Genomic DNA, 19,588 nt, shown 5'->3' on the forward strand with positions numbered 1-19,588 from the left:
TGCAAATTCTTTTATGCGCTGCGGCAAGAAGACCCGCCTCCATCGGTTAAACCCGATTTAAGGCGAGATTGAGCAACGCTTCTTCAGTTGGGTACGCCGCTGCGTAAACACAAGCCCGATTTTCCAGCGGTTTTCCGGCCAGTTTTGAGATTGCAAACACTTTATGAAGCGGCAATGCACCCTCCGGATCAAGAACCTGTAACGCGTGCAAAAAGGCCTCAGCCGTCCGCCGGGAATAAATCAGGACGCCATCATAATACCCGGCCGCCAAATTTCCTGCTGCGCTTTCAGACAGAGCAGCGACCTGCTCCATCGCGTAGGCCTCAACCAATACGCACGAAATCCCACGCTCCTGCAAAGACGATTCCAGATCGACGGCGCGGTCGCGCGCAGCCGGATAGAGCAGCGGAGCTGACGGGGAAGCTGCAAGAATTAAATCAACAAGATCTCGAGAACTGCCGTTTGCCGACCTGACATCCTCCCATCCCGCTACACGCATCAGCTCCGCACTGCGATTTCCGACCGCATAGACCGGCAGGGATTTCAACGGAGCAGACTGCGGGTGGTTTTTGAGAAGTTCTGCCACTCGACCACTTGTAACCACCAACCCGGCGAACAGCCCCTCCGGAAGGGCATTTCCCAAGGTCTCACGCACGACAAGCATCGGCTCCTCAATCGCTTCATGTCCGAGCTTGCGGATCCTTTCCGCAGTTCGGTGACAATCAGGCTGAGGGCGTGTGACCAGAAAGCGCAAGTTTGCCCCTATGCGTCGAGGAAATTCGGACCGGCTGTCTCTTTCAACTCTTCACCTGCCGACCGACCCAGCGATTCGGCGTCCGAGGCAGGACCGGAGCGCTCGATTTCGTGGAACACGGACCCATCCGGTTTCAGGATAATGCCCCTGAACGTTATCGTCTCACCATCGAGCGTGGCAAGACCACCGATTGGCGTGCGGCAGGACCCATCCAGGACTCCCAAAAATGCGCGTTCAGCGTCCAGACGCAGTTTTGTCTCGCGATCATCTATGGCGCTCAGCAGTTTCATGGTCGCATCATCATCCAGTCGACTCTCAATGCAAATCGCCCCCTGACCAACAGCGGGAATGAAGTCGGACGTCTCAATGACGCTTGTCACAACGTCGCCAAGGCCAAGACGCTTCAACCCGGCGTGAGCCAACAGCGTGGCATCGACCTGACCTTCTTCCAGCTTGCGCAACCGGGTCTGCAGGTTCCCGCGATACATCACCACTTCCAGATCGGGGCGCAAGCGTTTGATCATGGCCTGACGACGCAGCGAGCTGGAGCCTACAACCGCACCATGCGGTAGATCCTGCAAGGTTTTCGCCTTGGGTGATATGAAAGCATCCCGCACATCCTCGCGCGGCAGGAAGGCCGTGATCCCAAGCCCTTCCGGCAAAACGGTCGGCATGTCCTTTGACGAATGCACAGCCAGATCAATGGCCCCGCCAAGAAGTGCGTCCTCGATTTCCTTGGTGAAAAGCCCCTTGCCACCCACTTCCGACAGAGGACGATCCTGGATCTGATCCCCGGACGTCTTGATCACGAGAATCTCGAAAGCGTCCTCTGGCAGGCCGTGAGCCGCCATCAGCCGGGCTCTGGTTTCGTGAGCCTGCGCTAATGCAAGCTGGCTGCCACGTGTTCCGATTCGCAAAAGAGTTGATTGCAAGGTATCTGATCCCGATGCTACGTCCCGTTTGTGGCATGTCTAACCAGTTCATCTGCTTCCGGCAAACAAAATGCCGTTCATACATCTAAAGGACAGCGCAGCGAAGCCCATGACATCAGTCAATCCGGACACAGGAAAAACGCTCACCGTTCTGGGCATCGAAACCAGCTGCGACGAAACTGCCTCCGCTGTGGTGACCGGACCGACAGACAGACAAGTCCTGTCCAACGTCATTCGCTCACAGATCGACGAACACAGCGAGTTCGGTGGCGTTGTCCCGGAAATCGCTGCCCGTGCCCATATCGAAATACTGGACCATATTGTCCGCGAAGCCATGGAAAGTGCCGGGTGCGGCTGGGACGACATTGACGCCGTTGCCGCAACAGCCGGGCCGGGCCTGATCGGCGGGGTGATTGTCGGCTTCATGACCGCAAAAGCCATCGCCATGGCTGCTGGCAAGCCGATTATCGGCGTCAATCATCTGGAAGGACACGCGCTAACCGCGCGCCTGACCGACGATGTGGAATTCCCGTTCCTGTTGCTTCTGGTCTCCGGGGGCCACAGCCAGTTCCTGCTTGTGCGCGGCGTGGGCGACTATGAACGTCTCGGCACCACCATTGACGACGCCATTGGCGAGGCATTCGACAAGACCGCAAAACTGCTCGGCCTTCCCTATCCGGGAGGACCGAATGTCGAGCGGCTGGCGAAATCCGGTGATGCGGCGCGCTTTCCCCTGCCGCGCCCGCTGCTGGACCGCCCCAACCTCGACATGTCCTTTGCCGGGCTGAAAACTGCCGTTCGTACACAGGCCAAGAAACTGGAGCCGGTGGACGACCAGACGGTTGCCGACCTTTGCGCCGGGTTTCAGCTGGCCGTCTCCGATGTTCTGGCCGCCCGAACGCGCTCGGCCCTCGCACTCTTTCGCGAGCGGCACCCGGACTGTCCGCCAGTAATCGTCGTCGCGGGCGGTGTTGCCGCAAATCAGCAAATTCGCTCGTCGCTCCTTGCCGCAGCAGAAGAAGCGGGGGCCCGTTTTGTTGCTCCGCCCATGTCCCTTTGTACGGACAATGCCGCAATGATCGCCTGGGCCGGTATAGAAAACCTTGCACTTGGGCCGGTCGATGACATGCAGCTCTCTCCCCGGCCACGCTGGCCACTGGACAGCGAGAACAGCGGAGTTCTGGGGTCTGGCAAAAAGGGTGCAAAGGTCTGATCCGCCACGCCGTCGCCACATCGGCATGACTTGATCCAGCCCCAATTCGACACTTCGATTCTCAGGACTTTTCAGGTGCAGATTATCTTCAAGGCTTACGTTTACCTGACCTGCGGGAGCAAGTTGCTTGTCTTTGACGAGCCGGATCATCCTGATGTTGGCCTTCAGGTTCCAGGTGGCACACTGGACCCCGGAGAGAGCTTTCTCATCGGCGCCAAACGGGAGTTTCGCGAAGAAACCGGCCTCGACCTTGATGTCGCTTTCACACCTTTCTTCGAACAGGATTTCTTCACAAACGGCGAAGTCGATCTGGAAGGCAGCAACGGCCAGCTGGCCGGGTGCCACCGCCGCCAGATGTTCCATGCCACGCTCTCCGCAATCCCAAGGGAAGAATGGGAGCATTTCGAAATGACACCCAGTATTGGTGGGGATCCGATCCGCTTCCGCCTGTTCTGGATTGATCTTTTCTCGGAGCAATGCCAAGAACCGGGAGCCTTCCACGTCGATTTTGACGTGCCACTTGCGACATTGCGCAAACGCGTCTCGGAGATCCTGTGATGACGGACATCAAGAGCATCGGCGTTCTTGGCGCTGGCGCGTGGGGAACCGCCCTCGCCCTGACAGCGGCGCGCGCCGGCAACAGTGTTGTCCTGTGGGGCCGCGATGCAACGGCTATCGCCGAAATGCGCTCGCGGCGCGTAAACTCCCGCTATCTGCCCAGCATCACCTTTGACGAAGATCTGGAAGCAACCACCGACATTGCTCGCGCCCTTAGCTCAGATCTGGTGCTGCTTGTCACTCCGGCCCAGACGACACGTGCCATGTGCACCCTTCTCGGCGATCACAAATTCGGTCAGAAGTCCCTGCTTTTGTGTGCAAAGGGCATCGAGCGGTCCACCGGCAAACTGCCATCCCAGACAGTGTCCGAACTTCTCCCTGGCGCGACAGTGGGCATGTTGTCCGGCCCGAGCTTTGCAGATGATGTTGCGCGCGGGCTGCCGACAGCCGTCACCATCGGCGCTGAAGATCTGGAAACGGCCGCGCATTTCAGCGAAGCCATGGCCTCCCCCTCCTTCCGCCCCTACGCGTCTGACGACCTTATCGGGGTTCAGGTAGGCGGCGCTCTCAAGAACGTCCTTGCAATTGCCTGCGGTGCCGTAGTTGGCCGAAAGCTTGGTGCGAGCGCACTGGCCGCGCTGACCGCCAGAGGGTTTGCGGAGCTGACCCGCCTTGGCGCGGCTATGGGCGGGCGGCGGGAAACCATGACCGGCCTGTCCGGCCTTGGCGATCTGGTGCTGACCTGCTCCAGCCCGCAATCGCGAAACTTCAGTTTCGGCATCAAGCTCGGGCAGGGCACACAGGCGCGGGACCTGATCGCCAGCGGAACAAAACTTGCAGAAGGGGCCTATTCGGCCCGGATCGCTGTTGAGCTCGGCGAGCGCCTTGGCCTTGACCTGCCGATTTGCAAAACCGTTGCAGCAATGATCGACAAGGATGTATCGGTGGACGAGGCCCTTTCGGAGCTGATGGCCCGTCCGCTGCGCTCCGAATAACATGACATTCAACTTCACCGGGGAGACGATTTCTTGCTCTACGCTCTGATCTGCACCGACAAGCAAGGTGCCCTGCAAATCCGTCTGGACAACCGTCCGGCACATCTGGACTATCTCAACAGCTTTGGCGACCGACTGAAGGGCGCAGGCCCGTTTCTGAATGATGCGGGCGATCCGGCAGGATCGCTGGTGATCGTTGAAGCCGCCAGCAAGGAAGACGCCGCAGAAATCGCCGCGAACGACCCTTATGCAAAGGCTGGCCTTTTCGAAAGCGTCGACATTCGCCCATGGAAGTGGGTCGTGAAGAACCCGGAGGCGAACTAAGTGCAATACTGGCTCATCAAGTCCGAACCCGACAAATGGTCCTGGGAACAGCAAAAGGCGCGCGGTGACGCCGGTGAACAGTGGGACGGTATTCGCAACTATCAGGCCCGCAACAACATGCGCGCCATGGAAATCGGCGACAAGGCGTTCTTCTACCACTCCAATATCGGCAAGGAGATCGTCGGGATCGTTGAGGTCTGCAGCGAGATCCATCCGGATACGACAATCGACGACCCGCGTTGGGAATGTGTGGACTTCAAGGCCGTCTGCGACGTACCCAAGCCGGTTACCCTCGCCGATGTGAAGGCGGAGCCACGCCTTGCCGACATGTCGCTGGTCACATCCATGCGCCTGTCAGTCCAGCCTGTCAAAAAGGAAGAATGGGACCTCGTCTGCCAGATGGCAGGATTTGGCGAACCGGTCTGATACCAGATGGCCATAGCGGACAAGGCTGGCTTTATCATTCGTGAAACGCTGGTGAAGTCGGTACCGCACGTACCTGAGCTTCGGCTGCATCTTGCTGACGAAGCCATGGCGCTGTGGCAAAAGACCGAGGACGAGTTGGGCGAAATCAGCCTGCCGCCGCCCTTTTGGGCCTTTGCCTGGGCGGGCGGGCAAGCCCTTGCCCGCTATATTCTCGACACCCCTACACTCGTCAATGGCAAGACGGTTCTCGATTTTGCCTGCGGCTCCGGCCTTGTCGGCATCGCTGCGATGATGGCGGGCGGGCGGAGTTGCACCTGCGTTGACATTGATGACTTCGCCATTGAGGCGACGCGGCTGAATGCCGCCCTCAACGAGGTCACCGTCGCCACGACCCGCGACGACCTGACCGCCGGAGCTCCTCCGCAGACGGATGTGCTGTTCTGCGGCGACGTGTTCTACGACCGGCCGATGGCAACCAAAATCCTCGCTTTTCTGGATCTTGCCCTTGAAAGCGGCACCGATGTCCTTGTCGGCGATCCGGGACGGTCCTATTTGCCGAAACATCGGCTGGACCACCTTGCCACCTACGAAGTTCCTGTCGTTGGGGCACTTGAAGACATGGACGTGAAACGTTCGTCCGTCTATCGACTACGCGCCACTTCGGACCCTGAATAGGCTTGCAAACCCCCGCCGATTTGAAGATTGTGACGCCTTCTTCTTCTCGAAACGGGAATTTGGTCCCGTTCTCGCATCAAATAAAGACGTTTTGCCCAGGGAGCAGACTATGCCCATTGTCAACCGCCTCGCGGATATGAGCGATGAAATTACAGCGTGGCGCCGGGACTTTCATGAAAATCCGGAAATTCTCTACGAAACTGTCCGCACGGGTCAGAAAGTTGCCGAACTGCTTGAGAGCTTCGGCCTTGATGAAGTGACACCGGGCATTGGCAAGACCGGTGTCGTGGGTGTGATCAAGGGCCGCAATGGCGGTGCTGGCCGCACAATCGGCCTGCGCGCTGACATGGACGCGCTGCCAATCGAGGAAGCAACGGGCAAGCCTTACGCCTCCAAGATCCCGGGCAAGATGCACGCCTGCGGCCATGACGGCCACACCGCGATGCTTCTGGGCGCGGCCAAATATCTCGCCGAGACCCGCAATTTCGACGGCACGGTTGTCGTGATCTTCCAGCCTGCGGAAGAAGGCGGTGCTGGCGCAAAGGCGATGATCGATGATGGCCTGATGACCCGTTGGCCGATTGACGAAGTCTACGGCATGCACAATTTCCCCGGCCTGCCGGTTGGCGAATTTGCGATCCGCAAGGGCGCGATCATGGCAGCGACCGACGAGTTCCGCATCACCATCACAGGACGTGGCGGCCATGCCGCCAAGCCGCACGAAACCATCGACCCGGTGGTGATTGGCAGCCAGGTTGTTTCCGCTCTTCAGACGATTGCAAGTCGCAATGCCGACCCGCTCAAGTCTGTCGTTGTGTCCGTAACCACCTTCAACGCAGGCAACGCCTTCAACGTCATCCCGCAGGAAGCCGTCCTTCGCGGCACGGTTCGCTCGCTCGATCCGGAAATCCGCGATATGGCAGAAAAGCGCCTGAAGGCGATTGCCACGACGATTACCGAGAGCTTTGGCGCCAAGGCGGACGTCTTCTTCCGCCGTGGCTACCCGGTCACAGCCAACCATGACGACCAGACGGATTTTGCGGCTGGCATCGCGGAGGAAATCGCTGGCAAAGGCAAGGTCATCACCGACATTGCCCCGATGATGGGCGGCGAAGATTTCTCCTACATGCTGGAAGAACGTCCGGGCGCCTTCATTTTTGCAGGGAACGGCGACAGCGCCGGACTGCATCACCCCGAATATGATTTCAACGATGACCTGATTCCGGTCGGATGCTCCTACTGGGTGCGTCTGGTTGAAACGGCGCTGCCGACAGCAGCCTGATCCATCAGAAGGCCGGCGCAAGTCGGCCTTCTTGCTGTTTGGGACCAATAATGGACCTTCTCGCCTCGTTTCTGCCGACCGACCTGTCCTCCCTGTCTGCCGTGGTGTTGCTGGCTTCCAGCTTCATGACATCGGCCATCACGGCAGCTGTTGGTCTTGGTGGCGGTGTCACTCTTCTCGCCATCATGGCGATGGTGATGCCGACGGCTGCGCTCGTTCCCGTGCATGGGGTGGTGCAGATCGGCTCCAATGGCGGGCGCGCGCTTGTGCAGATCCGCCACGTAGACTGGATGATCGCCGCGTGGTTTGCCGCAGGCGCCGTGGCAGGCGCATTTCTTGGCGGCGCGCTCGCCATCCAGCTGCCAGCGCCATGGCTAAAGGCAGGTATCGGATTCTTCGTTCTCTGGACCGTTTGGGGCAAAGTCCCGACACTTCAGAACGCCGCACGCAAGGCCATGGGCGTTGCGGGTTTCGTCTCCACGTTTCTGTCGATGTTTTTTGGCGCTGCAGGCCCAATTGGCGGCGCAGTTCTGGCAACCCTCGGCCTCTCCCGCCATCAGTTTGTGGCCAATCAGGCTGTCACAGCCCTGATGATGCACATCTTCAAGGTATTTGCCTTCGGCGTTCTCGGTTTCGCCTTCGCACCATGGATCCCCTTGATTGTCGGCATGGTGGCCACCGGCTTTCTTGGCACACTGGCCGGTTCCCGCCTGCTGGGCAAAATGAACGAAGCCACCTTCAAGAAGGGCTTCAGGATCGTGATGACCCTTCTTGCACTCAACCTCATCTGGCGCGCATTCATCTGATCGGCGAGGAAAGAACCCGACTTGAACTTTCTGCGAAGGCCAGTTGAACTCTTCGCAAGTTGCTTGAGCTTGTCAGCGCCATGACAAACCGCTAACCCAAGCGCACGGAATTTTCTTTGCAAGACGGGATGGACGTTCATGGCTGAGCAGAAGCTGCTTCTTCTTCCGGGCGACGGTATCGGGCCGGAAATCATGGAAGAGGTCAAAAAGGTAATCGCGTGGTTCAACGCCAATGGCGGAACCAACTTTGTCACTGACGATGGCCTCGTCGGCGGATCTGCCTATGACGCGCATGGTCAGGCGATCTCCGAAGAAGACATGGCCAAGGCCATGGCTGCAGACGCTGTGATCTTTGGCGCCGTCGGCGGTCCGAAGTGGGACAGCGTTCCTTACGAGGTACGCCCGGAAGCCGGTCTCCTGCGTCTGCGCAAGGACATGCAGCTTTTTGCAAACCTGCGCCCGGCGATTTGCTATCCGGCTCTGGCCGACGCATCTTCCCTGAAGAAGCATGTGATCGAAGGCCTCGACATCCTGATCGTGCGTGAGCTGACCGGCGGCGTTTATTTCGGCGAGCCGAAGGAAATCACCGATCTCGGCAACGGCCAGAAGCGCGGTGTCGACACTCAGGTTTACGAAACCTACGAAATCGAGCGCATCTCGAAGGTTGCGTTTGAGTTGGCGCGGACCCGGAACAACAAGGTCTGTTCCATGGAAAAGCGCAATGTCATGAAGTCTGGCGTTCTATGGAACGAGGTCGTGACCCAGACCCATGGCAACGGCTACAAGGACGTTGAACTGGAGCACATGCTGGCCGATGCAGGCGGTATGCAGCTGGTTCGTTGGCCCAAGCAGTTCGACGTGATCGTCACCGACAACCTCTTCGGCGACATGCTCTCCGACGTTGCCGCCATGCTGACCGGCTCGCTTGGCATGCTGCCGTCTGCGTCGCTCGGCGCTCCGGATGCAACAACAGGCAAGCGCAAGGCGCTCTACGAGCCGGTCCACGGCTCTGCGCCGGACATTGCAGGCACGGGCGCTGCAAACCCGATCGCGATGATCGCTTCCTTCGGCATGGCGCTTCGCTATTCCTTCGAGCTGATTGACGCAGCCGACAAGCTGGACAAGGCAATCGCCAATGCTCTCGACAAGGGCCTGCGCACCAAGGACATCGCCAGCGAAGATGACAAGGTGATCAGCACCACCGAAATGGGCGATGCCATCGTTGCCGAACTGACCGCGCTGAGCGCCTGATCAGTCTCAATTGCAATCAGGGCTGTCACCGGGTATCCCGGTGGCAGCCTTTTCGTTTCGAACCGGACATCATATGAGCGACCTTCTCGGCCCTTTTCTCGGCACCTGGATACTGGATACGGAAGAAAGCCATTTCGAGCAGGGCGAGCCGCCCAAAAGCGCCACGATGAAAATCGAGGACAATTTCGGCATGGCGCGGTTCTCGATGAACCAGGTCAGCCAGGACGGTGAAATCACCAATGACGATTTTGAGGCCCTCCCCGATGGCCCGGAAGTCAAGCTGAGCAAGAGCGGTCTGGTGGACGCCATGCGTCTTGTATTCGACGGGGATCGCAAGCTTGTTTCAGAAGCCCGCCGCGGGCCGCTGACGATCATGAAGGCGGAACGGGAGCTTTCGGATGATGGCATAACGCTGACCGTCACGCAGACCGTCCACCTCGTCGACGTCGCGTCCTTCACGAATATTTCTGTCTACAAGCGCGCACAATAACCGATGGCAGCGCGGCAGTTTCTTTCTGCAGTTTCGGTCATCGTGCCAGACTACGATCAGGCCTTGGCCTTCTACGTTGGTACGCTCGGATTCGAACTGATTGAAGACACCCGGCTGTCTGACGAAAAGCGCTGGGTTCTTGTCGCGCCACCCGGCAGTACCGAATGCCGTTTGTTGTTGGCGCGTGCAGACGGGTCGGAGCAAAGGGCCGCAATTGGCAACCAGACGGGTGGCAGGGTGTTCCTGTTTCTTCAGACGGATAACTTTGCCCGCGATCATGTGACAATGCTTGGCAAGGGCATCAATTTCCTCGAAGAGCCCCGCACCGAAGCCTATGGGACAGTCGCCGTTTTTCAGGACCCATTTGGCAACAAGTGGGATCTCATCCAGCCAGCCTGAGCCCGTTCTGCGAGCGTACCAAGACATGGCAGGCAAACCCAAATAGTCCGCCACAAACTTTAGGGCAGCTACTCTCCCAGCCATCGTTTTCTTCCTGCCAGGATGCGAAGAGATCGGCACCCCCAAGTGGTTGAACCTTAAAAACTCCGGGCATGAACAAAATTGGGCAAAAACTGTCCTTGGCCCAAATAGCTCTACACTACGACATCAGAAACCACAGACATGTAGAGACAAGCATGATCCAGAGTACCATTTTAATGATACTTTAGGTGATTGTAGCCTTTTCCGGCAATGACACGCCGGTTTTGCCCTTGTCATAAGCCACAAGTATGACAATGCTGCTTCCCGACAAAACGGGAGGACGCATGAAGGTCGTGAAGAACCGCTGGCGAGGTATCGGCCTTCCGGCGCAAGAAGGCTTGGCGCCGGAGGAGATCTCAACCTCTGCCAATTCTGCATTCACACTGTTTGCGGCTTGCCCTCGGACAATGACAACGCCATTGGTCGAACGCCCTGACATTGCAGGCGAGCTCGGTGTTGCAACGCTTCACATCAAGGACGAACGCGCTCGCATGGGGCTTGGCAGCTTCAAGGCGCTTGGCGCGGCCTATGCGATTGCCCGGGAAGCGGACGCCCGTGTGCGCGACGGCAGGGCGAAAACCCATGAGAGCGCACTGATCGGCCAGACATTTGCCTGTGCTAGTGCCGGAAATCACGGCCTCTCCCTTGCTGCAGGCGCACCTGTCTTCGGCGCCAAGGCCGTCGTCTTCATTGCCGAAACGGTGCCGGAGGCCTTCGCGGAACGCCTGCGAGCAAAAGGCGCCGACGTTGTGCGAGCCGGAGCCACTTACGAGGACAGCATTGCCGCCGCAGAAAAGATGTCTGTAGACAACAGCTGGCATTTCCTTCCCGACGGCACGTGGCTTGGCCAAACCGCAGCGGGCAAAGCGGTGATGGAGGGATATCTGGTGATGGGCGAGGAAATCGCAAACCAGATCCCGCAAGCGCCTACCCATGTCTTCCTGCAGGCCGGTGTCGGGGGGCTTGCCGCCGCCGGAGCAATCAGCGCGCGGGCAAAATGGGGGGATGATGTCACCATCATCGTCATAGAGCCGGAGGCAGCACCTGCGCTTCAGGCCAGCATAGAGGCCGGTGGGCCTGTCACGACAACAGGGCCAGTTTCCAATATGGGTCGGCTGGACTGCAAGGAACCCTCACATCTGGCGCTGAAACTGCTGGCAAGAGAAGCGGACTGGTTCGTGACGATAACCGACGCCGATGCTGCAGGCTGCGTCGATTGGCTTGCGGGCAAAGAACTGGCGACCACGCCATCCGGAGGAGCCGGAATTGCCGGTCTGAAGTGTCTCGCCGCCGTCTCCAGCGATGTCGGGTTAGCCCCCACATCCCGTATCCTGTGTTACCTGTCCGAAGGTCCTGAAGATGGTTGAGCCTGATTTCCCGGAAGCCGAGTTCTCTGCCAGAACCGAACGGGCGCAAAAGGCAATGGCCGCTGAAGGGCTGGACGCGCTTTTGTTCACCACAGAGGCGGAAGTTCGCTATTTCTCGGGCTTTAGAACCCTGTTCTGGCAAAGCCCGGCCCGGCCATGGTTCCTGATCGTCCCCGCAAAGGGGAAGCCGATCGCCGTCATTCCGACCATCGGCGCGCATTTGATGGCATCGACCTGGCTGGACGACATCCGCACCTTCAGCGCTCCCCACCCGGAAGACGAAGGCATCTCGCTGCTTCGAGACGTGCTGGCCGGATACGCTCGGATCGGCATGCCGATGGGACGCGAAAGCACGTTGCGCATGCCGCTCGCCGACTTCGAGAACCTTCGCTCTGGCCTGCCACATGTCGAGTTCGTCAACGCGACCCAGCTTGTTCAGGCACTCCGCCACATCAAGTCAGAGGCGGAGATTGCAACCTTGAAGGAAATCTGCGGCATTGCCTCGCGAAGCTTTCAAAATGCGCCGAACCTCTTTCATGCAGGCCAGTCCCTGTCAGATGTCTTCCGCACCTTCAAGATCGAGCTGCTACGGCGCGGGGCTGATGATGTGCCCTATCTCGTTGGAGGCGCCGGGAGGGGGGGCTATGAGGATGTGATCTCGCCTCCGACCTGCCGTCCGCTGGAACGCGGCGACGTTCTGATGCTCGATACAGGCGCGACGAAAAACGGATATTTCTGCGACTTCGATCGCAATTTCGCGATTGGCCCGGCAACAGAAGAGGTTCGTCAGGCCCATCGAAAACTGGTGGCTGCCGTTCTCGAAGCTGCAGCGATTGCAAGACCGGGAAAGACCTGCGCTGATCTCTTCACCACGATGGCGGACGTGCTCGGCCAGAGCGATGGGGATGTCGGGCGCATGGGCCATGGTCTTGGCATGCAACTCACCGAGACGCCCTCAATAACCGGTTTTGATACAACGGTCTTGCAGGAGCGTATGGTGCTCACGCTCGAACCCAGCATTCAACTCGCCAACGGCAAGATGATGGTGCATGAGGAAAACATTGTCATTCGCGACGGCGAAGCCGAGTTTCTCAGCACGCCGGTCCATTCAGAGATACCCGTGATCTGACAAAAGCGAGCGAAACCGGCGCATCCGTGAAGGAGCAGGACAATGAAACTGGCATTCGACTGTGACGACGGATCCTCGGCGAAAGCCGCGCTCGGCCTGATCGTGCTGAAGGCAGACGAGACCATCGAGCGGGAACTTGCTCCCCTGTTTCGGGATGACGGCGTCACCCTGTTCCATGCCCGTATCGAAAGCGCACCGGAAGTCACGCCTGAAACCCTTCTCCAGATGAAAGAACGGCTGGCCGAAACGTCAGCTCTCTTTCCCGCCGAACGTCCGATGGACGTGATCGCCTATGCCTGCACATCCGGCGCCACCGTCATAGGCAGCCGGGAAGTGGAGCGGCAAATTCAAAAGGCCTTTCCCTCAGCCAAGGTGACCAATCCGGCAGAAGCGATCATTGCCGCCTGCCATCATCTGGGTGTCAGGCGTATCGGCCTTGTCTCTCCGTATGTTGCAGAGGTCTCGGATGCATTGTGCGCCCTTCTGGCGGAAAACGGCATCGAGACGCCAATGGTTGGTTCATTCGAACAGGCAGAGGAAGCGGTAGTCGCGCGCATTGCCCTTCATTCGGTCGAGGAAGCCGTCTGCCAAATCGGGGCGTCCGATGAGGTAGAAGCGGTTTTTGCCTCCTGTACGAACCTGCGGACTTTATCTGTCATTCCGGCCTGTGAGGCGCGGATCGGCAAGCCTGTGCTGAGTTCAAATCTTGCGCTTGCATGGCACATGCGCCGCCTTGCCGGTCTTTCAACCCGCGAGGCCTGCCCCGGCAAACTCTTTGCCAGCTGAACCGGTTGAGCCAAAATTCACGAGGGGCGACGAAAGCTCAAGGCGTTAAGTACTTATTGCGTGTTGACTTCCGGCCATTTCCGCGCAAAAAGACGCCGTCTTACAGTTTCTGAAGAATGCGACACACCATGAACCGGCTCGGTGCAGACATCCTGACCGTCATGAAAATGGCCATCCGCAGCGCAACCTTTGCGCCGGTGAGCACCCGTGCGCGCACTCGCAAGGTCACTTCGACCAAACGCTTCACGAAAACCACCAAGACCACCGCTTGACGGTACCGCTCGTCCCGCACTCCCCGGGGATGGGGGGTGCCGAGAGGCCCGGCTGCGCATTCAATACAGCAGCGGGCGGAGCGGGGAGACGGACGAGGATCAGACGAAATGGGTTACAAGATTGCAATTGCCGGCGCGACGGGAAATGTCGGGCGCGAAATGCTCGATATTCTGGCTGAACGCGGTTTTCCGGCAGATGAGGTCGTGGCACTGGCTTCCCGCCGCTCCCAGGGCACCGAAGTTTCCTTCGGCGACAAGACGCTGAAGGTAAAGGCTATGGAGAACTATGATTTCTCCGACACCGACATCTGCCTCATGTCTGCCGGTGGTGCTGTCTCCAAGGAATGGTCCCCGAAGATCGGTGCCAAGGGGTGCGTTGTCATCGACAACTCCTCTGCGTGGCGTTACGACTCTGACGTGCCGTTGATCGTTCCGGAAGTGAACGCGGATGCGGTTGCCGGCTTCTCCAAGAAGAACATCATCGCCAACCCGAATTGCTCCACTGCGCAGCTGGTTGTGGCCCTGAAGCCGCTCCATGATGTCGCCAAGATCAAGCGCGTTGTCGTTTCCACCTACCAGTCCGTTTCCGGCGGTGGCAAGGATGCGATGGAAGAACTGTTCAACCAGACCCGCGCCGTCTTCGTGAACGATCCGATCGAACCGCAGAAGTTCACCAAGCGGATCGCCTTCAACGTCATTCCGCATATCGACAGCTTCATGGAAGACGGCTACACGAAGGAAGAGTGGAAGGTTCTTGCCGAGACCAAGAAGATGCTCGACCCGAAGATCAAGGTCACCTGCACCGCCGTGCGTGTTCCGGTCTTTGTCGGCCACTCCGAAAGCGTCAACATCGAGTTCGAAAACCCGATCACTGCAGACCAGGCGCGCGACATCCTGCGCGAGGCTCCGGGTTGCCTTGTCATCGACAAGCATGAAGACGGCGGCTATATCACGCCTTACGAGAGCGCTGGCGAAGACGCGACCTACATCTCCCGTATCCGCGAAGATGCGACGGTCGAAAACGGCCTCAACATGTGGGTTGTTTCCGACAACCTGCGCAAGGGCGCAGCGCTTAACGCCGTTCAGATCGCCGAGGTTCTGGTCAACCGTGGCCTGATCAAGCCGAAGGCACAGGCTGCCTGATCTGACGATCTCGCACCACGCGCCTGATTTTTCAGCGCGTGGTGCCTTTCTTATTGATTTTCCTGTCCTTTGGTCCACATGATCCGGCAAGTCTGCCGGACGTGAACCCGTCTACAGCCCTTTCCATTTGCCGACCTCACCCGCATTTTGCGTGTGACTATGCGGCCTCAACGCACTCGACAACAGCCCTTGATGACAATGTCCGGGAGGGGACAGGCTCATGTTGGTCTACGAGCTCGCGGCTCTTGCCGCTGCCACCTGCTGGGCACTGACCGGCATCATTTCCGCCGGACCATCGCAGGCTCTCGGGGCAATTGCCTTCAACCGGCTGCGCATGGCGCTGGTCTTCGTGATGTTGACTGCCTATGTCGCCGTCACAACGGGCTGGGGCTCGATTAACGAAACATCCGCCCTCCTTCTTGCCGCGTCCGGCTTCATCGGCATTTACATGGGCGACACCGCCCTGTTCCTGACACTCAACCGCCTCGGCCCACGCCGGACGGCCATGGTGTTTTCGCTGAATGCGCCGATGTCTGCCATTCTCGGCTTTCTGTTTCTTGGCGAACGTCTCGGACCATGGCAGCTGCTTGGCATTGCCCTCACCTTTCTGGGCGTGCTGCTCGCCATTCGCTTCGGCAAGCGCAAGTCACAGCTTCACAAGTGGGAGGAAATTCGAGGACCGCTCTGGGTGGGCATCTGTCTTGGCCTGCTGGCGGCGCTGTCGCAGTCCGTCGGCTCGCTCATTGCGCGTCCGGTGATGGCAACCGGCGTGGACCCTGTCGCGGCATCCACAATCCGCGTTGGCATAGCCGCGCTTTGCCTGTCGCTCATGATGCTGTTGCCGTTCAAGCGCTTGAAACCTGCCGGACCCGTAACCCTGAAAATCGCCGGCATCGTAGCCTTTTCAGGCCTTTTGGGCATGGGGCTTGGGATGACCTTGGTGCTCTTTGCGCTTTCGGGCGGCGAAGTCGGCATCATCGCAACGCTGTCAGCAACAACACCGGTAATCCTGCTCCCGCTCCTGTGGTGGCGCACCGGCGAAATGCCCGCGCTCGGTGCATGGGCCGGAGCTGCCCTTGTCGTCTGCGGCTGTGCGCTGCTCTTTACGACCTGAGAAGGCCGTTCAAAGTCCCAGCCACACCCGCAGCGGAAAATCTGCTTCCAGAATAAGCTTGGTTGCCATGGCAATGCAGGAGAGCACCAGAAGCGGGCGGATGACCCTGGAGCCGTTCTTCATGGCAACGCGCGAGCCAACCTGCGCGCCGATGAACTGGGCCAGACCCATCAAGAGGCCAATCTTCCAGAGAACCGCCCCATTGATGAAGAAGACGGCGAAGCCTCCAAGGTTGGACGCAAAATTGAGAACCTTCGTATGCGCCGTTGCTTTCAGGATGCCGAACCCGGCGAGACTGACAAAGGCGAACATGAAAAAGGACCCGGTGCCGGGTCCAAACAGACCATCATAAAGACCGATCAGCGGAACCGCCGTCAGCGAGAAGACAAAGAGGCTGATACGCGGGTGGCGCTCGATGCTGCCGATATCCGGCTTCAGGGCAAAATAGATCGCGATGGCAATCAGGATAATCGGCAGCCCCCCGCGCAGGATCTCGATGGGCAGATACGTTGCCACCATCGCCCCGAGCACGGCGCCCACAAAGGAGACCAGCGCCATCGGCCAGATCATCCTCAGGTCCACATGTCCCTTTCGCGCATAGGCAATCGTCGCGGACCCGGACCCGAACAGGGCCTGCAGCTTGGACGTTCCAAGCACGTCGAGTGGTGGCAGGCCGGTCATCAAGAGCGCCGGAATGGCAATCAGTCCGCCGCCGCCGGCAATGGAGTCGACAAACCCGGCAACAAAGGCCACGACAAAGAGAAACGCCAGAAGGTGAAAGGCGAGATCGAATTCAGGCAAGATGTGAGACCGTTCAGATCGGAGACAGGCAAGACCTGCGTCTGAGGTCGCAAGATCTTGCCGGAGGGGTGTCTCTCCTTACGCCTCTTTTCGCAGGAAATCCAGCGCCTTACCCGACGTCCGCAACCGCATCCGGCATCCACGGCAAATCCGTTACACCGATATCGATACCCGCCTGGGACAGCAGTGTGGAAAGCTGACCGCGGTGATGTGTCTGGTGATTGAAGAGGTGACTGAGCAGCAGCCATTGCGGCCGCGTGTTCGTCTTCGTGCCGTCGATGCTCGTCCAGGTCAGGTCGGCCAGAAGCCACTCGGATGTCAGGCCGTTTGCAAAGGCAATGATGTCCTGACACATGGCAAGATGCGCGGCCTTGAGCTCTTCGTAGTCATCGAAAAGATCAACGCCCATGCCCTTGATTTCGTAGGGTGTGCCGGTGAAGCGTCGTATCCAGGCCCGGTCCGCAAACAGGATGTGGTTCAGCGTGGAGTGAACCGACTTGAAGAACGCGCCACGATCTTCCTTGCGCTCGGCATCACTCATCTTGTCAGTCGCAAGATAGGCCTTCTCGGTCATCCAGAGATTGTAGACGGCAAGTTTCTGATACAGCACCGGATCCATCGGCAAACTCCTGTCGGATGGCTTGATCAGCGGGCGTTTCTAACACAACGCCCGATACTCCAGCGGATTTATTCGGCCGCTTTCAGCACTTCGGGCTGCGCTTCTCCGAAGGCTTCCGTTTCCGGGTCCATCACGCGCAGTTCACCCGAACCGATATCAAACCACGCACCGTGCAGGTCCAGCACCCCGTCCGCAACGGCCTGCTCCACAAACGGGAAGGTCAGAAGGTTCTTCAGAGACTGCCGCACCCCGGCATATTCCATGGCCAGCTGCGGATCGTCGATCCGGTCCACCGGCATGCAAGCCAGAGAAATCGCCGCCGGTTCCAGAAGCTTCAGCCAGCGCCCGATGAAGTCGCCCTTGAGGGTCGGAGCATTGGCATTTTCGCGAAACGCATGAACCCCACCGCATTTGGCATGGCCCATAACAACCACATGCTTCACATTCAGCGCTGTGACGGCATATTCGATTGCGGCACTGGTGCCGTGATGCCCGGCATCCGTTTCAAACGGCGGCACCAGATTGGCGACGTTTCGCAGCACGAACAACTCGCCCGGCCCGACATTGAAGATGCCTTCCGGCGTCACCCGACTGTCGCAGCAAGAGATCACCATCACGTCCGGCTTCTGACCATAGATCGCCAGATGCTCATGGGTTTCCTTGTGACGGGCAAACCCTTTTTGCAGATAGCGGCCATAGCCATCGAGCAGTGCGTGAGGAAAAGTCAAACCGCGCATCTCCTGTACGTCCGGACATTGTAAATTCCGACAGAACCTATAGGAGATTGCCGCACCTGCCGCATAGATACGTAAGATTACGTACAGGTACCTCTACGCGCCATCCCAAGCGTCAGAAACGCTCCGCGCGCAGCACTTCACAGTCGGTTACTGTGACCACGCCGATATGCCGCTTCACCACCTTGAAGGCCGCTTCCAGCAGCGTGTCGAGCCGCTCTTCGCGAATGATGCAGATGACGGCGACCATGCCGCCTGCGCGCGAAACCTGTCCTTCGCGGCTCCAGCGACCCGAGCGGCCGCTGCCGCCCAGAACCGGGAGAACCGTAAAGCCGGTCACACCCGCCGCCTCCAGAGCTCCGGTCAGGCGCTCCTCCATCGGGGCTTCGATGATGATCTCAACCCGTTTTGCCTTGTTCGTTTCCATGAGATCAATTCCCGACCAGCGTTGCGAGCGTCAGATAAAGCGGTATGCCAAGCGTCAGGTTGAAGGGGAATGTGACGCCAAGGGACATGGTTAGATATATGGAAGGGTTCGCCTCGGGCAAGGCCACACGCATGGCCGCGGGCACCGCAATGTAGGAGGCAGAGGCCGAGAGCGTCATCATCAACACGGTCCCACCCAATGACAGACCAATCAACATTGAGACAAGAAGCCCGAAGATGCTGCCGATGACCGGCATCAAGACCCCGAAGGAAATCAGGCCAACTGTCAGAACACCGCGGCTGTTGCGCAGCCCGCGCCCGGCCACCAGCCCCATATCAAGCAGGAACAGGCAAAGCACCCCCTTGAACGGCGAGATGATAAAGCTCTCGATTTCCGCCAATCCGTCCTTGCCCGTGATGAAACCGATCAGGAACGAGCCAACCAGCAGAACGATGGAGCCATTCAACAGGATCTCCCGCAGCAGACCTTCCCGCTCCTGAGCCTCCTCTTCCGTCGGCTTTGCCCCGCGCGACACCAGCCACAGGGCCGACAGGATCGCCGGAGCCTCCATCGCGGCGGCAATGGCCACCATATAGCCCTCGCTCGCAATCCCCTGGCTCTGCAACACCGAAGTCGCGGCAACGAAGGTGACAATCGAGATCGAACCATAATGGCCGGCAACGGCAGCTGCATCCGTGCGGCTGAGATTGGTCATGACCTGAAGCAGGCCGAAGGCGACAATCGGGATCATGAAGGACAGCACGATGCCCGCCGCCAGCGTTGTCAAAAGGCTCTGGTCAATGCCGTGATCGCTGACGCTCACCCCGCCCTTATATCCGATGGCAAAGAGCAGATAGATCGACATGCCCTTGGCCACCGCCTCGGGAATGGAGAGATCCGATCGCAGGAAGGCCGCGACAAGCCCCAGAACGAAGAACAGGATAATGGGCGAGAGAAGGTTATCGCCGGCAAGGCCGATGATGGTGTCCAGCATTCGGATCGTCCCCTGT

General features: G+C 59.0%; 24 protein-coding genes. 17 read left to right on the forward strand and 7 right to left on the reverse strand.

What is annotated here, in order from left to right; all coding sequences use genetic code 11:
• Window positions 1–46: 46 nt before the first annotated feature.
• Together F0155_RS08695 and hemC are read right to left on the reverse strand one after the other, a co-directional pair.
• On the reverse strand, window positions 47–754 hold the full coding sequence (locus F0155_RS08695) for a uroporphyrinogen-III synthase (protein ID WP_161599781.1): 708 nt from the start codon (window positions 752–754) through the stop codon (window positions 47–49).
• An 8-nt stretch (window positions 755–762) separates the two neighbouring features.
• Window positions 763–1,686, reverse strand: a complete 924-nt coding sequence (gene hemC, locus F0155_RS08700) for a hydroxymethylbilane synthase (protein WP_150524107.1) — start codon at window positions 1,684–1,686, stop codon at window positions 763–765.
• A gap of 109 nt (window positions 1,687–1,795) precedes the next feature.
• Between hemC and tsaD the strand changes: the two genes are divergently transcribed.
• The 17 genes from tsaD to F0155_RS08780 all read left to right on the forward strand — a co-directional run bounded on the left by tsaD (window position 1,796) and on the right by F0155_RS08780 (window position 15,997).
• Window positions 1,796–2,899 carry a tRNA (adenosine(37)-N6)-threonylcarbamoyltransferase complex transferase subunit TsaD gene (tsaD, locus tag F0155_RS08705; RefSeq protein WP_150524108.1) on the forward strand — a complete coding sequence of 368 codons (1,104 nt, stop codon included), beginning with the start codon at window positions 1,796–1,798 and terminating at the stop codon, window positions 2,897–2,899.
• A gap of 75 nt (window positions 2,900–2,974) precedes the next feature.
• A complete protein-coding gene (locus tag F0155_RS08710) occupies window positions 2,975–3,457 on the forward strand; it encodes an NUDIX hydrolase (RefSeq protein ID WP_150524109.1) in 483 nt (160 codons plus the stop codon).
• A complete protein-coding gene (locus F0155_RS08715) occupies window positions 3,457–4,452 on the forward strand; it encodes an NAD(P)H-dependent glycerol-3-phosphate dehydrogenase (RefSeq protein WP_150524110.1) in 996 nt (331 codons plus the stop codon). The genes F0155_RS08710 and F0155_RS08715 overlap by 1 nt, the downstream gene beginning before the upstream one ends.
• 33 nt (window positions 4,453–4,485) lie before the next feature.
• Window positions 4,486–4,776: a YciI-like protein gene (locus tag F0155_RS08720; protein WP_150524111.1), complete on the forward strand. Its 291-nt coding sequence runs from the start codon at window positions 4,486–4,488 to the stop codon at window positions 4,774–4,776.
• Window positions 4,777–5,202 (forward strand): EVE domain-containing protein, encoded by a 426-nt coding sequence (locus tag F0155_RS08725; RefSeq protein WP_150524112.1) that lies wholly within the window; start codon window positions 4,777–4,779, stop codon window positions 5,200–5,202.
• Between the two features lie 6 nt (window positions 5,203–5,208).
• The gene (locus tag F0155_RS08730; RefSeq protein ID WP_150524113.1) at window positions 5,209–5,877 is read left to right on the forward strand and encodes a class I SAM-dependent methyltransferase; all 669 of its coding nucleotides are present in this window, start codon (window positions 5,209–5,211) and stop codon (window positions 5,875–5,877) included.
• 109 nt (window positions 5,878–5,986) lie between these two features.
• Window positions 5,987–7,159, forward strand: coding sequence for a M20 aminoacylase family protein (locus F0155_RS08735; RefSeq protein WP_150524114.1), 1,173 nt, complete (start codon window positions 5,987–5,989; stop codon window positions 7,157–7,159).
• A 50-nt stretch (window positions 7,160–7,209) separates the two neighbouring features.
• Window positions 7,210–7,965, forward strand: a complete 756-nt coding sequence (locus F0155_RS08740; RefSeq protein ID WP_150524115.1) for a sulfite exporter TauE/SafE family protein — start codon at window positions 7,210–7,212, stop codon at window positions 7,963–7,965.
• A 138-nt stretch (window positions 7,966–8,103) separates the two neighbouring features.
• Window positions 8,104–9,216: a 3-isopropylmalate dehydrogenase gene (leuB, locus tag F0155_RS08745; protein ID WP_150524116.1), complete on the forward strand. Its 1,113-nt coding sequence runs from the start codon at window positions 8,104–8,106 to the stop codon at window positions 9,214–9,216.
• A 73-nt stretch (window positions 9,217–9,289) separates the two neighbouring features.
• Complete coding sequence (locus F0155_RS08750) at window positions 9,290–9,706, forward strand: hypothetical protein (RefSeq protein ID WP_150524117.1); 417 nt, start codon at window positions 9,290–9,292, stop codon at window positions 9,704–9,706.
• A gap of 3 nt (window positions 9,707–9,709) precedes the next feature.
• On the forward strand, window positions 9,710–10,105 hold the full coding sequence (locus F0155_RS08755; RefSeq protein WP_150524118.1) for a VOC family protein: 396 nt from the start codon (window positions 9,710–9,712) through the stop codon (window positions 10,103–10,105).
• 365 nt (window positions 10,106–10,470) lie between these two features.
• A complete protein-coding gene (locus F0155_RS08760) occupies window positions 10,471–11,553 on the forward strand; it encodes a pyridoxal-phosphate dependent enzyme (RefSeq protein WP_150524119.1) in 1,083 nt (360 codons plus the stop codon).
• Window positions 11,546–12,682 (forward strand): M24 family metallopeptidase, encoded by a 1,137-nt coding sequence (locus F0155_RS08765; RefSeq protein ID WP_150524120.1) that lies wholly within the window; start codon window positions 11,546–11,548, stop codon window positions 12,680–12,682. Before F0155_RS08760 ends, F0155_RS08765 begins: the two co-directional genes overlap by 8 nt.
• Before the next feature lie 42 nt (window positions 12,683–12,724).
• Window positions 12,725–13,468 (forward strand): maleate cis-trans isomerase family protein, encoded by a 744-nt coding sequence (locus F0155_RS08770; protein WP_150524121.1) that lies wholly within the window; start codon window positions 12,725–12,727, stop codon window positions 13,466–13,468.
• A 128-nt stretch (window positions 13,469–13,596) separates the two neighbouring features.
• The gene (locus F0155_RS23400; RefSeq protein ID WP_161599782.1) at window positions 13,597–13,740 is read left to right on the forward strand and encodes a hypothetical protein; all 144 of its coding nucleotides are present in this window, start codon (window positions 13,597–13,599) and stop codon (window positions 13,738–13,740) included.
• Window positions 13,741–13,848: 108 nt separating this feature from the next.
• On the forward strand, window positions 13,849–14,883 hold the full coding sequence (locus tag F0155_RS08775) for an aspartate-semialdehyde dehydrogenase (RefSeq protein ID WP_150524122.1): 1,035 nt from the start codon (window positions 13,849–13,851) through the stop codon (window positions 14,881–14,883).
• Window positions 14,884–15,103: 220 nt separating this feature from the next.
• On the forward strand, window positions 15,104–15,997 hold the full coding sequence (locus tag F0155_RS08780; RefSeq protein WP_150524123.1) for a DMT family transporter: 894 nt from the start codon (window positions 15,104–15,106) through the stop codon (window positions 15,995–15,997).
• A gap of 9 nt (window positions 15,998–16,006) precedes the next feature.
• Here F0155_RS08780 and F0155_RS08785 read toward each other — a convergent pair whose 3' ends face one another.
• From F0155_RS08785 to F0155_RS08805, 5 genes are all read right to left on the reverse strand, one after another.
• Complete coding sequence (locus F0155_RS08785; protein WP_204934416.1) at window positions 16,007–16,798, reverse strand: TSUP family transporter; 792 nt, start codon at window positions 16,796–16,798, stop codon at window positions 16,007–16,009.
• A gap of 109 nt (window positions 16,799–16,907) precedes the next feature.
• Window positions 16,908–17,417, reverse strand: coding sequence for a DinB family protein (locus F0155_RS08790; protein WP_150524125.1), 510 nt, complete (start codon window positions 17,415–17,417; stop codon window positions 16,908–16,910).
• A gap of 68 nt (window positions 17,418–17,485) precedes the next feature.
• Window positions 17,486–18,145: a carbonic anhydrase gene (locus tag F0155_RS08795; RefSeq protein ID WP_150524126.1), complete on the reverse strand. Its 660-nt coding sequence runs from the start codon at window positions 18,143–18,145 to the stop codon at window positions 17,486–17,488.
• A 121-nt stretch (window positions 18,146–18,266) separates the two neighbouring features.
• Window positions 18,267–18,578 (reverse strand): DUF3240 family protein, encoded by a 312-nt coding sequence (locus tag F0155_RS08800; protein WP_150524127.1) that lies wholly within the window; start codon window positions 18,576–18,578, stop codon window positions 18,267–18,269.
• 4 nt (window positions 18,579–18,582) lie between these two features.
• Window positions 18,583–19,572, reverse strand: coding sequence for a sodium-dependent bicarbonate transport family permease (locus tag F0155_RS08805; protein ID WP_244303488.1), 990 nt, complete (start codon window positions 19,570–19,572; stop codon window positions 18,583–18,585).
• Window positions 19,573–19,588: the final 16 nt, after the last annotated feature.

Origin of the sequence: Roseibium sediminis (genome assembly GCF_008711325.1) — a bacterium.
GTDB lineage: Bacteria > Pseudomonadota > Alphaproteobacteria > Rhizobiales > Stappiaceae > Roseibium > Roseibium sediminis.

Coding starts and splice junctions, on each gene's coding strand:
- F0155_RS08775 (WP_150524122.1), top strand. CDS start 13,849: ATGGGTTACAAGATTGCAATTGCCGGCGCGACGGGAAATGTCGGGCGC.
- F0155_RS08780 (WP_150524123.1), top strand. CDS start 15,104: ATGTTGGTCTACGAGCTCGCGGCTCTTGCCGCTGCCACCTGCTGGGCA.
- F0155_RS08750 (WP_150524117.1), top strand. CDS start 9,290: ATGAGCGACCTTCTCGGCCCTTTTCTCGGCACCTGGATACTGGATACG.
- F0155_RS08800 (WP_150524127.1), bottom strand. CDS start 18,578: ATGGAAACGAACAAGGCAAAACGGGTTGAGATCATCATCGAAGCCCCG.
- F0155_RS08735 (WP_150524114.1), top strand. CDS start 5,987: ATGCCCATTGTCAACCGCCTCGCGGATATGAGCGATGAAATTACAGCG.
- F0155_RS08770 (WP_150524121.1), top strand. CDS start 12,725: ATGAAACTGGCATTCGACTGTGACGACGGATCCTCGGCGAAAGCCGCG.
- F0155_RS08765 (WP_150524120.1), top strand. CDS start 11,546: ATGGTTGAGCCTGATTTCCCGGAAGCCGAGTTCTCTGCCAGAACCGAA.
- F0155_RS08715 (WP_150524110.1), top strand. CDS start 3,457: ATGACGGACATCAAGAGCATCGGCGTTCTTGGCGCTGGCGCGTGGGGA.
- F0155_RS08755 (WP_150524118.1), top strand. CDS start 9,710: ATGGCAGCGCGGCAGTTTCTTTCTGCAGTTTCGGTCATCGTGCCAGAC.
- F0155_RS08740 (WP_150524115.1), top strand. CDS start 7,210: ATGGACCTTCTCGCCTCGTTTCTGCCGACCGACCTGTCCTCCCTGTCT.
- F0155_RS08790 (WP_150524125.1), bottom strand. CDS start 17,417: ATGGATCCGGTGCTGTATCAGAAACTTGCCGTCTACAATCTCTGGATG.
- F0155_RS08805 (WP_244303488.1), bottom strand. CDS start 19,572: ATGCTGGACACCATCATCGGCCTTGCCGGCGATAACCTTCTCTCGCCC.
- F0155_RS23400 (WP_161599782.1), top strand. CDS start 13,597: ATGAACCGGCTCGGTGCAGACATCCTGACCGTCATGAAAATGGCCATC.
- leuB (WP_150524116.1), top strand. CDS start 8,104: ATGGCTGAGCAGAAGCTGCTTCTTCTTCCGGGCGACGGTATCGGGCCG.
- tsaD (WP_150524108.1), top strand. CDS start 1,796: ATGACATCAGTCAATCCGGACACAGGAAAAACGCTCACCGTTCTGGGC.
- F0155_RS08760 (WP_150524119.1), top strand. CDS start 10,471: ATGAAGGTCGTGAAGAACCGCTGGCGAGGTATCGGCCTTCCGGCGCAA.
- F0155_RS08730 (WP_150524113.1), top strand. CDS start 5,209: ATGGCCATAGCGGACAAGGCTGGCTTTATCATTCGTGAAACGCTGGTG.